The 13,138-nt window shown below is 65.1% G+C and carries 11 protein-coding genes; 2 read left to right on the forward strand and 9 right to left on the reverse strand.

Features of this window, described 5'->3' with window-relative positions:
- Window positions 1-171 precede the first annotated feature (171 nt).
- Window positions 172-789: a LysE family translocator gene (locus tag M3A49_RS29185; RefSeq protein ID WP_266232116.1), complete on the forward strand. Its 618-nt coding sequence runs from the start codon at window positions 172-174 to the stop codon at window positions 787-789.
- Between the two features lie 135 nt (window positions 790-924).
- On the opposite strand, the gene M3A49_RS29190 is transcribed toward M3A49_RS29185, so the two are convergent.
- The 9 genes from M3A49_RS29190 to M3A49_RS29230 all read right to left on the reverse strand — a co-directional run bounded on the left by M3A49_RS29190 (window position 925) and on the right by M3A49_RS29230 (window position 12,346).
- Window positions 925-2,124 carry an amidohydrolase family protein gene (locus tag M3A49_RS29190; RefSeq protein ID WP_266232095.1) on the reverse strand — a complete coding sequence of 400 codons (1,200 nt, stop codon included), beginning with the start codon at window positions 2,122-2,124 and terminating at the stop codon, window positions 925-927.
- Window positions 2,125-2,285: 161 nt separating this feature from the next.
- Window positions 2,286-3,494: a porin gene (locus M3A49_RS29195; RefSeq protein ID WP_266232096.1), complete on the reverse strand. Its 1,209-nt coding sequence runs from the start codon at window positions 3,492-3,494 to the stop codon at window positions 2,286-2,288.
- Between the two features lie 119 nt (window positions 3,495-3,613).
- Window positions 3,614-5,365 (reverse strand): L-arabinonate dehydratase, encoded by a 1,752-nt coding sequence (gene araD, locus M3A49_RS29200; protein WP_028207592.1) that lies wholly within the window; start codon window positions 5,363-5,365, stop codon window positions 3,614-3,616.
- Window positions 5,366-5,409: 44 nt separating this feature from the next.
- Window positions 5,410-6,336: an ABC transporter permease gene (locus tag M3A49_RS29205; protein WP_323183345.1), complete on the reverse strand. Its 927-nt coding sequence runs from the start codon at window positions 6,334-6,336 to the stop codon at window positions 5,410-5,412.
- Window positions 6,336-7,217, reverse strand: a complete 882-nt coding sequence (locus tag M3A49_RS29210; protein ID WP_028207590.1) for an ABC transporter permease — start codon at window positions 7,215-7,217, stop codon at window positions 6,336-6,338. Before M3A49_RS29210 ends, M3A49_RS29205 begins: the two co-directional genes overlap by 1 nt.
- Window positions 7,214-8,293 (reverse strand): ABC transporter ATP-binding protein, encoded by a 1,080-nt coding sequence (locus tag M3A49_RS29215; RefSeq protein WP_266232097.1) that lies wholly within the window; start codon window positions 8,291-8,293, stop codon window positions 7,214-7,216. Before M3A49_RS29215 ends, M3A49_RS29210 begins: the two co-directional genes overlap by 4 nt.
- Before the next feature lie 109 nt (window positions 8,294-8,402).
- A complete protein-coding gene (locus M3A49_RS29220; protein WP_266232117.1) occupies window positions 8,403-9,503 on the reverse strand; it encodes an ABC transporter substrate-binding protein in 1,101 nt (366 codons plus the stop codon).
- A gap of 273 nt (window positions 9,504-9,776) precedes the next feature.
- On the reverse strand, window positions 9,777-11,357 hold the full coding sequence (locus M3A49_RS29225) for an aldehyde dehydrogenase (NADP(+)) (RefSeq protein ID WP_266232098.1): 1,581 nt from the start codon (window positions 11,355-11,357) through the stop codon (window positions 9,777-9,779).
- A gap of 41 nt (window positions 11,358-11,398) precedes the next feature.
- A complete protein-coding gene (locus tag M3A49_RS29230) occupies window positions 11,399-12,346 on the reverse strand; it encodes a dihydrodipicolinate synthase family protein (protein WP_266232099.1) in 948 nt (315 codons plus the stop codon).
- 308 nt (window positions 12,347-12,654) lie between these two features.
- Here M3A49_RS29230 and M3A49_RS29235 point away from each other — a divergent pair.
- On the forward strand, window positions 12,655-13,138 hold a 484-nt coding region (locus M3A49_RS29235; RefSeq protein WP_266232100.1), incomplete at its 3' end, for a gluconate 2-dehydrogenase subunit 3 family protein.

Here is a 13,138-nt window from a genome sequence, read left to right on the forward strand (position 1 = left end):
TTCAGCGTTCGGCCAGGAACGGTCAGTCGACTCTTGCTGACGACGATGGTGGATTCGTGCCCGTTCGTGGGACGCCGCGCGGCCGACAGCGGTCAGTCGTGAATGGGTTCAGAATACTGGCTGATGAAGCAACGCCACGTTTTGTACAACCACAATTCACTGAGGCTACAAATGGTTAATTCGTCTGCTATTGCGACAGTCTTTTCTGTCTATGCGGCAAGTGTCGTCATACCCGGGCCGAACTTCGTCGCAATCACTCAGAAGGCGGTAGCCGGCAGACGCTCCGATGCGCTCGCGCTTGTCGCCGGAATCGTGACGGTGAATCTGTTCTGGGCGACTTGCGCCATCCTTGGTATCGGAATGGTGTTCGCTATTTTCCCGTGGCTTGCTGTCGGCGTCAGGCTTGCTGGCGCGGCCTATCTGATCTGGTTCGGGCTACGGCTCGTTGTGTCGGCACGGGCAACCCCCTCAGGAGCACGTCACCCAACGAAGGCGCCTCTGTTTCGTGCCGCGTTCCTGCAAGGTGTCGCGACAAATATCGCGAACCCGAAGTCCATCGCCTTTTATGCGGCGGTGTTTTCCTCAGCGGTGCCCACCCACGTTTCCATGCCGACGTTCTTCGCGATGCTTGCTACTGTCGGTGCATCAGCGACGTGCTGGTACGGAGCAGTCGCGCTCGTTCTATCGCACGCGGCGATTGCGACGGCGTATCGTCGCGCGAAGGCATGGATCGATCTCACATGTGGAGGGCTCATGATTGCGCTGGGAATCCGACAGGCATTTCGTTAACCAAGCGCCCGGAACGGCCGCTTTGCGTGTGGGCGACCGTCCCTGGCGGGTCGAACAGAGCCCTACCCCGGCAATCCGCGAAGCGCTTTTTTTGAGGACCCAGCACGTCGACGTGCTGCATGTCCTACTGAACATTCACACGGTCAACTCGCCGTCACGCACGACGACGCGTCCGTTCGCGACGACCAGCTTGCGCCTGGGCCGTGCGACGACGGCATGCGCGACGCTCTCCGCCTCCACGACCACGAGGTCCGCACGCGCCCCGACGCGCAGGCCATAGTCGGAGAACCCGCAGCCACGCGCGGCGGCGTCGCTCACGCAGTCGAATGCGATCGCGATATCGTCGTCGCGCCGCAAATCGTAGCGCAATCCAATCAACATGGCGCGCTCGAGCATGTCGGGCACGCCATACGGCGACCAGGTGTCACGAATGCCGTCGTTGCCGCCGAACACCGTCACGCCCCTGTCGCGGCAGACCTTGAGCGGCGGAACCGGGCACGAAGGCGGCGCGCTCGTCAGCAGCGCCACGCGCAGTTGCGCGATCCGGTCGATCAATGCGTCGCGCTCGCGCTCCGGCAACGCGCCCAGACAAAACGCGTGACTCACGACCACCTGACCTTGCATGCCAAGCGCCTGCACGCGATCGAGCAGCAGTTTCAGCGTAAACGCCCCAACCTCGCCGGGTTCGTGCAGATGAATATCGATCGGCTTGCGATGGCGATCCGCCAGTGCGAACGTGGCATCGAGCGAGGCCACGGGATCGCCGTCGATCAGCGCCGGGTCGAGCGCACCGAGCACGTCGGCGCCGGCCGCCACTGCGCTGTCGAGCAGTTCCGCCGTGCCCGGCCGGATCAGCATGCCCGATTGCGGAAACGCGACGATCTGCAGGTCGAGGACATCGCGCAGCGTCTGCCGCGTGGCGAGCACGCCTTCGAGGTAGCGCAATCGCGCGTCGGTGTCGATGTCGACGTGGGTCCGCATGCGCGTCGTACCGCTCTGCACGAATGCGCGCGCCAGCGCGAGCGACTGGGCGGCGGCATCGTGGCCCGAGGTCCTGCGCCATTCGCGCTCGTTGGCGATGCGGTCGGTGAGCCGCGGCCCAACCTCGTTGCGATACCACGGGCGGCCCCAATTGCTCTTGTCGAGGTGCGTGTGGCCTTCGACGAAACCGGGCAGCAACAACCCTGCGCCGCCGTCCACGACCGCCACGCCCGGCTGTGCCGCGACGTGGGGTCCGATTGCCTCGATGCGGCCGCCCGCGAGCGCGACGCAAACGCGCTGGCCGTCGGCCAGCCTGACGTTGGAGAGATGAAGTGCGGAAGTCGTGAATGTCATGCCGATTCTCCTTGAAGCATCGCAGGATCTTATCGATTCGGCCGGATATTCAAAGATTAGATGTTCTACTACCTCTGCCCGCAAAAAAAACGGCGGCGCCGGTTATCAACCCGGCACCGCCGAACATACTGCTTTCGGAGCGTGAAGACTTCGATATGGACTTAGAAGCGGTGAACGATACCGATCGCGCCCGCAACCTGGCTGCGCGACGAGGACGGCGCGCTGTTCTGGCCGTCGCCGATGTCGGCCGTTGCGTTGATGATGCTGCTCGCGCCCGTCGTGCCAGGCGTGCCCAGCGTCTGGCCGCCCGCGCGCTGGTATGCTTCGACGAAGTAGATACCCGTGCGCTTCGACAGCGTGTAGTACTGCGAGAGGTTGTACTGTGCGTACGAAGCCGAGCTCTGAATGCCGTTGGCCTTGGTCGCGCGCGTGTAGGCGAAACCAGCCGCGAGGTCGAGCACGGTGAGCGGCTTGTAGTGCAGCACGACGCCGCCCGTGTTCCAGATCTGCGTGTCGACGAAGCGCGAATTCACGCCCGGAATGTACTGGACGTTCGAGTAGGCCACCGAGATGTCCCACTGCGAGTTGAACTGGTAGCCGGCCGTCACGGCGAGGCGCTGTTGCGTCTGTGCCCACTGGAAACCGTTGGTGAGCGCCGATACGCCCGGCTCGCCGGCGCTGTTCGCCGTCGAGTTCGCATCCCATGGACCGCCGCCGCTCGCCGCGTTGCTCAGGCGCTCGAAGCCCACCGCGATGCCTGCCGGACCGTGCAGATATTGTGCGGCCACGCTCCACGTCTGGCCAGCGCCGGTGCTGCCCGGCACGCCGCCCAGCGCGTACATGCCGCTCACGGTCAGGCCCGCGATGTTCGGCGACGTATAGACCAGCGAGTTATTGATGCGATAGATCGTGTCCATCGAATCGATATCGCCCGGGTGCGCGCCGTATGCGCCGGTCAGCCACGTGGTCGGGCTGAACGGCGAGAGCAGCGTGTAGTACGGCGCGTACTGGCGGCCAGCCGTCAGCGTGCCATAGTTCGCGTTCGCAACGCCAACCCATGCGGCACGGCTGAACATCAGGTTCGGAGTCGATTGCGCGCCGGTTGCCGAGTTATAGCCTTCTTCCAACTGGAAAATTGCGCGCGTGCCGCCGCCCAGATCTTCGCTGCCCTTCAAGCCGAAACGCGAGCCGGCCCACACGCCCTGCACCATCTTGACGACAGAAGCGCCGCCGGCATTGCTGCCGAGCTTGGCCGAACTGCTCTGATAACCAATACCGGCATCGACGATACCGTACAGCGTGACGCTGCTTTGCGCATGTGCGCCCAGCGCGGCGAGTCCAAGCGCGGAAGCGAGGATAGTTTTTTTCATCGGTAGTCCTATCTTTAGTCGTTGTGGTTTGATACTCGTTAAAACCCTGGTTGCTACATTGCCTCCTGTCCGGCAAGGAGCGCATCACCCCTGAAGCGCTCCTTGCCGAATGTGTCTCCTTAGTGAATCTCGGGTTCGCCGCCCGCGCTGGCGCACGAGCCGCCCACGCCGTCACGCTGCATGAAGTCGAACTCGCAGCCGTTGTTGGCCTGCATGACGTGCATCTGGTACATCGCGCCGTAGCCGCGCTTGAAACGCGGTTCCGGTGCGACCCATGCGGCCTTGCGGCGCGCCATTTCCTCGTCCGAAATCAGCACGTTCAGGCGGCGCTCCGGCACGTTCAGCTCGATCAGGTCGCCGTCCTGCACGAGGGCGAGCGGACCGCCGACGAACGATTCCGGCGCCACGTGCAAAACGCACGCGCCATAGCTCGTGCCGCTCATGCGCGCGTCGGAAATACGCAACATGTCGCGCACGCCCTTCTGCAGAATCTTCTGCGGAATCGGCAGCTGGCCCCACTCGGGCATGCCGGGCGCGCCGACCGGACCCGCGTGCTGGAGCACGATCACGCTGTTCTCGTCGCAGTCGAGCTCTTCGCTGTCGATGCGCGCAGCCATGTCGTTGTAATCCTTGAACACTACGGCCTTGCCCGTGTGCACGTGCAGGTGCTTTTCCGCCGCGCCCGGCTTGATCACGGCGCCGTCCGGCGCGAGATTGCCGCGCAGCACGGCGAGGCCCGTATCCGGCATGAGCGGCTTCGCGCGGCGATAGATCACTTCTTCGCTGTAGATCTCGGCGTCGGCGATGTTCTCGCCGAGCGTCTTGCCGTTCACGGTCATCTGCGTGCCGTCGATCAGCTCGCCGAGTTCCTTGAGCATCGCGCGCAGGCCGCCAGCGTAGTAGAAGTCCTCCATGAGGTACTTGCCGGTCGGGCGGATGTTCGCGAGCACCGGCGTGTGGCGCGCGATTTCATCGTACTGCGCGAGCGTGAGATCGACACCGGCGCGGCGCGCCAGCGCGATCATGTGGACGATCGCGTTGGTCGAGCCCGAGAGCGCGAGACACGTGGTCACGGCGTTGTCGACCGACTTGCGCGTGATGATGTCCGAAGGCTTCAGGTCTTCCCACACCATTTCGACGATGCGCATGCCCGTCTTTGCCGACATCTGCGCATGGCGCGAGTCCGGCGCGGGAATCGAGGCGAAGCCCGGCAGCGTGAAGCCCAGCGCTTCCGCGGCGCTCGTCATCGTCGATGCCGTGCCCATCGTCATGCAGTGGCCCGGCGAGCGTGCAATGCCGCCCTCCACGCCCTTCCAGTCCTCTTCGGTGATCTTGCCCGCGCGCAGGTCGGCCCAGTACTTCCAGGTGTCCGAGCCCGAACCGAGCGTCACGCCGTTCCAGTTGCCGTTGAGCATCGGGCCCGCGGGCAGGAAAATAGTCGGCAGATCCATCGAGATCGCGCCCATCAGCAGCGCGGGCGTGGTCTTGTCGCAGCCGCCCATCAGCACGACGCCGTCGGCCGGGTACGAACGGATCGTCTCCTCCGCTTCCATGGCGAGGAAGTTGCGATAGAGCATCGTGGTGGGCTTCTGGAACGGCTCGGAAAGCGTTTGCACCGGCAGCTCGATCGGGAAACCCCCTGCCTGCCAGATGCCGCGCTTGACCTCTTCCACGCGCTGCTTGAAGTGCGTATGGCAAGGGTTGATCTCGCTCCACGTATTGAGAATGGCGATCACCGGTTTGCCCGCGTACTCCTCGCGACTGTAGCCCATCTGCGCCGTGCGCGAGCGATGGCCGAACGACCGCAGGTCGTTCACGCCATACCAGCGGTGGCTGCGCAGTTCTTCGGGGGTCTTTCGCTTCTTGCTCATCTTGCGTTGCTCCAGGTGTTTCCAGTAAAGCCGCCGGCGTTGGCCTAGCGCTGCTCCTTCACGCGCGACACGAGCTGTGTCGGGCTGACGAACTGCAGGGCCACCAGCACCCACGCAAGCGTAATGGCCATGTAGATCATCGCCATGGCATCGATGGATTGCGGTGCACGCACGCCCGTCGAGAAGACGGCGTAGTACAGCGCCACCACCAGCGTTTGCGTGTCGGGTCCAGCGGTAAAGAAAGTGAGTTCGAACATGCCGATCGTGCGCACCAGCACGAGCAGCCCCGCCGCCAGCATCCCCGGCACGAGGAGCGGCAGCAATACATAACGGAAATAGCGCAGCGTGTTAGCGCCGAAAATGCGTGCGGCCGACTCGAGGTTCGGATCGATCTGCTCGATGAACGGCGTCATCACGAGGATCACGAACGGCAGCGCGGGCACCAGGTTCGCGAGGATTACGCCGGGCAGCGTGCCCGCCAGGCCGAACTGGTACATGGCGGTCGCCATCGGAATACCGTACGTGACGGGCGGCACCATGAGCGGCAGCAGGAACACGAGCATGGCAATGCGCTTGCCGGGAAACTGCGCGCGCGCCAGGGCGTAGGCGGCGGGCACGCCCAGCGCGATGGAGAGCACCACGACCGAGCCGACCACTTCGAACGTCACCCACAGCACGCTCGAAAGCTGGAAGTCGCGCCACGCCTGCGCATACCAGTGCAGCGTGAAGCCCTGCGGCAGCGGCGTGCCGAACCAGCGCGTGGCAATGGAGTTCACGCCCACCGTAGCAATCAGCAGCACCACGTTGAGCAGAAAGAACACCACGCCGCCCCAGACGAACACTTTCCAGAGCACATCGGGCAGGCGCGAAGCGGGCTTTGCCTGCACAGCGTTGGCGGCCGAAGCGCTGTGCTCCTCGCTCGCCTGCGCACCCGTGCTCAGGCCGGCCGCGTTGCGTTGATGTGCGGTCATCAGCCTTTCCCTCCGCTCACCGGGCCCGAGTAGAAGTAGCGCTTCGCGCTCAGCATCGCGGCCACGACGATCAACTGCACGAAGCCCATCACGATGGCGATGGTCGAGGCGAGCGAGTAGTCATAGCTCTCGAACGCCGCTTCGGAAGCCGCGATGGAGATCACGCGCGTGGGACCCGCGGGCGCGCCGAGCAGCACCGCCGAAGGGAACACCGAATACGCCTGCACGAACGACAGGCACGCGGCCATCGTGAGACCGGGCGCGAGCAGCGGCAGATAGATTTGCCGGAACTGCTGCCACGGGCCCGCGCCAAGCGTGGCCGCCGCACGCGCGAGCGTCGGGTCGATGCCCGTGACGTACGAGAGCGTGAGCAGAAACGCGAACGGGAAACCCGAAACGATCAGCGAGATCAGCACGCCCCAATAGTTGTGCGTGAGACGAATCTCTTCGTTCGTATACAGATGCAGCGCATGCAGCGCCTGCGGGAACCAGCCGTTCGGGCCGAAGTAGCTGAGCATGCCGTCGGCGATCAGCACGGTACCGAGCGTGACGGGAATCACGAGCAGCGTGGTGACGAGCTTCTGATACGGCGACTTGCGGCGCAGCGCGAAGGCCACGGGCAGCGAGAGCCCGACGTTGATGATCGTCGCGGGCACCGCCAGCTTGAGCGTGACGAACACCGTGGGCCACAACGAGAGGTCGTGAATGAACTGCAAGTAATTCGCGAACATGCCGCCGCCGTTCATCGGCCTGAACGACAGCACGAGGCCGTAGGCGAACGGATAGAGGAACATCGCGATGATGAAGCCAAGCGCGGGCGTGACGAGCCAGCCGCGCGAATCGCGCGGCGCCTTGGCCAGCGTCGGAATGAGCGTGCTCATGACGCACGCTCCGCGTAGGCCAGCACGTGCGAAGGCGCGACGCGCAGCGTCGCGCGCTCGCCCGCTTCGAATTCGCCTTCCACACGCGCCCACAGCTTGCCGAACGGCGCGTTGGCGAGCAGCAGCGAATCGCGGCCGCCGTATTCGACCATTTCCACTTCGACGTCGAAGGCATTCGCATCGCCCGCGTTGGCGCGCTCGAAATCTTCGGGGCGCATGGCCACGGAAATTTCGCCGCCGCCCAGTTCGCCCATCGGCACGCCAGTGAGCGTGATGCCCGACGACGACATCGCAACATGCCCGCCCTGCTCGCCCGTAATGGCGAACGGCAGCACATTGCGAAAGCCCATGAAGCGCGCAACGTGCAGATTCGAGGGGCGGCTATACACTTCCTTCGGCGTCGCGACCTGCTGCACGACGCCCTCTTTCATCACGACGATGCGGTCCGCCATCGAAAGCGCTTCGTCCTGATCGTGGGTCACGTAAATCGTGGCGCGTTCGAGCTGCCCGTGAATGCGGCGGATTTCCGCGCGCATTTCGATGCGCAGCTTGGTGTCGAGGTTCGAGAGCGGCTCGTCCATCAGCACGAGCGGCGGCTCGATGACGATGGCGCGGGCAATCGCCACGCGCTGCTGCTGGCCGCCCGAAAGCTGGCCCGGCAGCTTGTTTTCGTGACCGACGAGCTGCACGAGCTGTAGCGCCTCGCGCGCGCGGCGCTTCGCCTCTTCGCGCGGCACGCCCTGCATCTTCAGGCCGAAGCCGACGTTTTCCAGCACCGTCATGTGCGGGAACAACGCGTAATTCTGGAACACCATGCCGAAGCCGCGCTTCTCGGGCGGCAGCACGTCGATACGCAGGTCGTCCAGCCAGATGCTGCCGCTCGTGAGCGGTTGCAGACCGGCGATGCAATTGAGCGCCGTGGATTTGCCGCAGCCCGAAGGCCCGAGCAGCGCGATGAATTCGCCGCGGCGAATGTCGAGGTCGAGACCACGCAGCGCGGCGAGCTGCGTCCCCTCTGCGTTGGTGAAGCTACGGCCCACCGAATCGAGGCGCAGACGATCGAAAGAATGCTTCATGACACGTTCCTGACCAACAAGATCAACTACGTACGAATGGAACGCGGACGGCGCTCAAACCGAATGAGGTACTCGAACACCGTCCGTCCATTGCTGATTCTTCCTCTCGTTACTGCGACTTCTGCGAACCGACTTCGCGGTCCCATTTCTGGAACGCCGCGACCATCGCCTGCGCCGAAAGCGGCTGGACATGCGGATAGGCTGTGAGCCATTTCGCGTACTCGGGGCGGCCGTACTTCGCGATCACGTCCTGGCTTTCCTTCGGCGCCATCTGCAGCGTGATGTCTTTCACTGCTGGGCCCGGATAGAAGTAGCCGTCGTCATACGTCATGGCCTGCTGCTGCGGCTCGAGCATGAAGTTCATGAGCTTGAGCAGCACCGCGAGCTTCTCTTTCGAAACGCCCATCGGCACGACCATGTAGTGGGCGTCGTTCACCCACGTCATGTTGTTGAACGCCTGCACCTTGAAGTCGGCCGGCACGATGCCGAGCGCACGCGGGTTGATGTCCCAGCCCGTCACGGTCACGGTCATGTCGCGCGTGCCTTCGCCCAGTTCCTTCATCACCGCCGAGGTGCCGCCCGGGTAGTACGGCACGCACGAGTTCAGCTCCTTCAGGTACGCCCAGGTCTTGTCCCAGCCGTTGATCGGGTCTTGCGGGTTCTTGTCGCCGAGCAGGTACGGCAGGCCCATCAGGAACGTGCGGCCCGGACCCGAGTTGGCCGGACGCGCATAGATCAGCTTGCCGGGGTTCGCCTTGCACCACGCCAGCAGTTCCTGCGGCGTTTGCGGCGGCTTGGCGACCTTGGCCGGGTTGTATTCGATCAGCGGACCGGCCGGCATATACGACACTTCGAGGCCATAGCCTTGCGCCAGGTCCTGCATCTTGCGCGGGCCCGGCGCGTACTTGTCGAGCACGCCCGGCAGCGCGGCCTGCTGATCGGGCAGCAGCTTCATCCACAGGTTCTGTTCGATGCCGGCGGCGAGCGCGTCGGTGCCCGTCAGCACGAGATCGATGTCGGCGCGGCCGGCGGCCTGCATTGCCTTGATCTTGCCAGGCAACTGCGGCGCGGGCGCGTTGGTGTAGGTGATATTGGAGACGAGATTCGGGTTTTTCGCCTTGAACGCTTCGAAGGCCTTCTGCGTGAGCTGCAGGTTACCGGCCACGTCGACTATGTTCAGGGAAACGGGATCGGCCTTTGCCGCGCTCATGCCGAGCGCCGCGGCGGCCGCCACACACACGGCCAGCACGCTGGCCTTCAGGCGTCCATCGAACATCGCATCTCCTCACATCTGTTTATGGAATTTGTTCTAGCGCGACCATTCCTGTCTTGCCCAGGCCGGACACAGGATGCCGAACCACGCACCAAGTTGTCAAGCAACGTCAGGCTCTTTGTGAGACTACTGTGAGCCTCTTGTCGGACTCCTCCTGGAGAAAGCGCCTGCAAGGCTTCTGCAGGCGCTTTCCTGACCGCTTTCGCGGGATTACTGCTTTACCAGCTCGCCGTCGCGCAAACGCCACAGCGCGAGCGGATTGTCGTTCTGCAGTGTGACTGGCAGAAGTTCGGCCGGCAGGTCCTGGTAGCAGACCGGACGCAGGAAGCGCTCGATCGCCATCGCGCCCACCGAAGTCGAGCGCGCGTCCGAGGTGGCCGGGAACGGGCCGCCGTGAACCATCGCATACGAGACTTCGACGCCCGTCGGGAAGCCGTTCGCGAGAATGCGGCCGGCCTTGCGCTCGAGAATCGGCAGAAGGCGCGCGGCCATCGCGTAGTCGTCGCGGTCGATGTGCAGCGTCGCCGTGAGCTGGCCTTCGAGGTGCTCCGCCACGCGCGCGAGTTCGGCTTCGTCGCGGCACGCGACGACGACCGAGGTCGGCCCGAAGATCTCGTCCGACAACGCGTGCTGGGCGAGGAACTGCTCGGCGCTCGCCTTGAAGAGGACCGGCAGCGCGTCGCAATGCGCGTCCGTCTTCGTGCCTTCGGCCAGATTCTCGATGCCCGGCAGCTGTTTGCGCGCCGCCACGGCTTCGCCATACGTCGAGGCGATGCCGGCCGTCAGCATGCTCTGCGAGGGCTTCTGCGTGAGCGCGGCGCTCGCCGCCTTCACGAAGCGGTCGAGTTCCGGCGAGTCGATCGCGAGCACGAGGCCCGGGTTCGTGCAGAACTGGCCCACGCCCATCGTGAGCGAATCGACAAAGCCTTGCGCGAGCGCTTCACCGCGTGCGCCCAGCGCCGCAGGCAGCACGAACATCGGGTTGATGCTGCTCATTTCGGCGTAGACGGGAATCGGCTCGGGACGCGCGGCTGCGATGTGCGAAAGCGCGAGACCGCCGCGGCGCGAACCCGTGAAGCCCACGGCCTTGATGGCCGGATGCGCCACGAGCGTTTCGCCCGCTTCGTTGCCGCCGCCGAAGACGAGCGAGAACACGCCTTCAGGCAAGCCGACGTCGGCCACGGCCTGCTGGATCGCGCGGCCCACGAGTTCCGAGGTGCCCGGATGCGCCAGGTGCGCCTTCACGACGACCGGGCAGCCGGCGGCCAGCGCCGAGGCCGTGTCGCCGCCCGCCACCGAAAACGCCAGCGGGAAGTTGCTCGCGCCGAACACGGCCACCGGGCCGAGCGGGATGCGATGCGCGCGCAGGTCCGAGCGCGGCAGCGGCTTGCGCTCGGGCAGAGCCGAGTCGAGCACGGCGCCGCACCAGCGGCCGTCGCGTACGAGCGATGCGAAAAGACGCAGCTGGCCGACCGTGCGGCCGCGCTCGCCTTCGAGGCGCGCCTTGGGCAGCGCCGATTCGAGATGCGCGCGCTCGATCAGCGCGTCGCCGATGCCGAGAATGCGTCCGGCGATCGCTTCGAGCAGGCGCGCACGCGTTTCGTGCGGGGCGGCGCGCAAGGCGTCGAACGCCTGCGCCGCGAGTTCACAGGCGCGCGCGACTTCGGCCTTGCCGCCGAGGCCGAACGACGGCTCGAGCTCCTTGCCGAGCGCGGGCGCGAAGGCGCGCATCTCGCCCGCCTCGCCGCGCACCGCTTGCGCGCCCAGCAGCATGGCTCCAGTAATCTGCATGTTCGCTCCGTTCAATTGCTTCCTTGTGCCAGATGCGCCGCTTATGCGTTGGCGGTCTGGGCCGTTGCGACCCGCTTCTGCTCGAACGCGAGCAGCGCCTTGGCGGCGTCGCCGATCGCCGGCAGCGCCTCAGCGGGCGACTGCGAGAGCAGCGGCAGGATCGGGCCCATGTCGGCGATGCCCGAGAGCGTCACGGCGTCATGCAGCACGCGGATGAGCGAGATGTTGTCGCGCAGCGTTTCGAGCGGCATGAAGGCATCGTAGAGGCGTTGCGCTTCTTCCGCCCGGCCTTCCTTCGCGGCCTTCAGCAGCGCCATGATGGCGTTCGCAGCGATACAGCCCGAGCCCGTGGTCCAGGCAGCCAGACCGAAGTCGCGCACGTGAACCAGCGCCGGACGCTCGCCCATGCCCGAGACGACCTTCGAGGCCGGCACGCTCTGCAGCAGGCGGCGCAGATACGGGTCGTTCGCCGGGTCCTTGCGCACGATGGCGTACTTGACCGCAATGAGCGTACCGCGGTCGATCAGGCGCACGAGCGTGTCGACGTCGACATAGTCTTCGCTCTTGATATAGAGCGTGAGCGGAATGCCCGCGGTGTCGGCGATGCGCGCGAGGCCGGCTTCGACGCCTGCGGGCGTGGTGAAGCCGGAGAGCGGCAGCACCATGGCCGTCTGGTACTGCGTTTGCGCGAGGATGCGCGCCTGGTCGAGCATCTTGCCGTAGTCGGGACCGATAGCCGGGATCACACGCGTTTCGGGCGCGGTGAGGTCGGCGAGCATGTCAAGCAACTCACGATATTCGCTCACGGCGACGTGGTACAGGTTCGCATTGCCGCCGTACAGCAGCGTGCGGATACCGCCCGCTTCCATATGGCGGATCAGCTTGCGGTTCTGTTCGACGTCGAGGGAGAAGTCGGGGCGGCGTGCGAGCGGCGGCACTGCCATCACAGTCGAGGCGAATTCGCTCTCGACAATCGGGGACACGTTCATGAGGCCTCGTGCTGGGATGGAGGGTTGTCAATAGCGTGCACAGTAGCATCGGTCCGTCGTAGTTGTCAAACAACTTGTTGCATTTGTTAGGGCTTGTTCGGGGATACGACAACCAGGGTCCGCCCGCCCTTGCGCGCCCGGAGCCGGCCCCGTAAAGGAATATTGTAGAATCGCGCTCCAATCGTGGAACCGGTTCCATTTACTATCCCTGCTCCGTGGCCGCCGCGGCGGATGTCACGCGCAGCGCTCAGGATGGCTACGCGGACACGGTCGAACCACACCGCGCCGAACTCATACAGAATCCCACAATGTCTGAATCTCCTCTCACGACACGCCGCGGTTTCCTACGCACGGCAGCGGTGCTCGTGCCCGCCAGCGCACTGGCGGGCTGCGAGGGCGGCAAAGCGCCGTCGAGCGAAACCGCCGCGGCAGCCAGCGCCGCCGCGGCGCCCAACGCCAGGCCCGAAGCCGGGCAGGCCGCGGCCTACAAGCCGCGCTTCTTCGACGCGCGCGAGTGGGCCTTCGTCGAAGCCGCCGCCGACCGTCTGATTCCCGCCGATTCCGAAGGCCCCGGCGCGCTGGAAGCCGGCGTGCCCGAATTCATCGACCGGCAGATGGACACGCCCTACGCGCACGGCGCGCTCTGGTACATGCAGGGGCCGTTCCAGCAAGGCGTGCCCGAACTCGGCTATCAGTTGAAGCTCGTGCCGCGCGACATCTACCGTCTCGGCATCAAGGCCGTGAACGCGTACTGCACGAAGGCCTACGGCAAGGACTTCGACGCGCTCGACG

Source organism: Paraburkholderia sp. CNPSo 3076, from assembly GCF_026343935.1.
GTDB classification, from domain to species: domain Bacteria; phylum Pseudomonadota; class Gammaproteobacteria; order Burkholderiales; family Burkholderiaceae; genus Paraburkholderia; species Paraburkholderia nodosa.

Bases quoted from the DNA above. Each gene is read 5' to 3' on its own strand.
- M3A49_RS29205 (WP_323183345.1), bottom strand. From the start codon at position 6,336: ATGACCGCACATCAACGCAACGCGGCCGGCCTGAGCACGGGTGCGCAG.
- M3A49_RS29215 (WP_266232097.1), bottom strand. From the start codon at position 8,293: ATGAAGCATTCTTTCGATCGTCTGCGCCTCGATTCGGTGGGCCGTAGC.
- araD (WP_028207592.1), bottom strand. From the start codon at position 5,365: ATGAGCAAGAAGCGAAAGACCCCCGAAGAACTGCGCAGCCACCGCTGG.
- M3A49_RS29185 (WP_266232116.1), top strand. From the start codon at position 172: ATGGTTAATTCGTCTGCTATTGCGACAGTCTTTTCTGTCTATGCGGCA.
- M3A49_RS29230 (WP_266232099.1), bottom strand. From the start codon at position 12,346: ATGAACGTGTCCCCGATTGTCGAGAGCGAATTCGCCTCGACTGTGATG.
- M3A49_RS29220 (WP_266232117.1), bottom strand. From the start codon at position 9,503: ATGAGCGCGGCAAAGGCCGATCCCGTTTCCCTGAACATAGTCGACGTG.
- M3A49_RS29210 (WP_028207590.1), bottom strand. From the start codon at position 7,217: ATGAGCACGCTCATTCCGACGCTGGCCAAGGCGCCGCGCGATTCGCGC.
- M3A49_RS29195 (WP_266232096.1), bottom strand. From the start codon at position 3,494: ATGAAAAAAACTATCCTCGCTTCCGCGCTTGGACTCGCCGCGCTGGGC.
- M3A49_RS29190 (WP_266232095.1), bottom strand. From the start codon at position 2,124: ATGACATTCACGACTTCCGCACTTCATCTCTCCAACGTCAGGCTGGCC.
- M3A49_RS29225 (WP_266232098.1), bottom strand. From the start codon at position 11,357: ATGCAGATTACTGGAGCCATGCTGCTGGGCGCGCAAGCGGTGCGCGGC.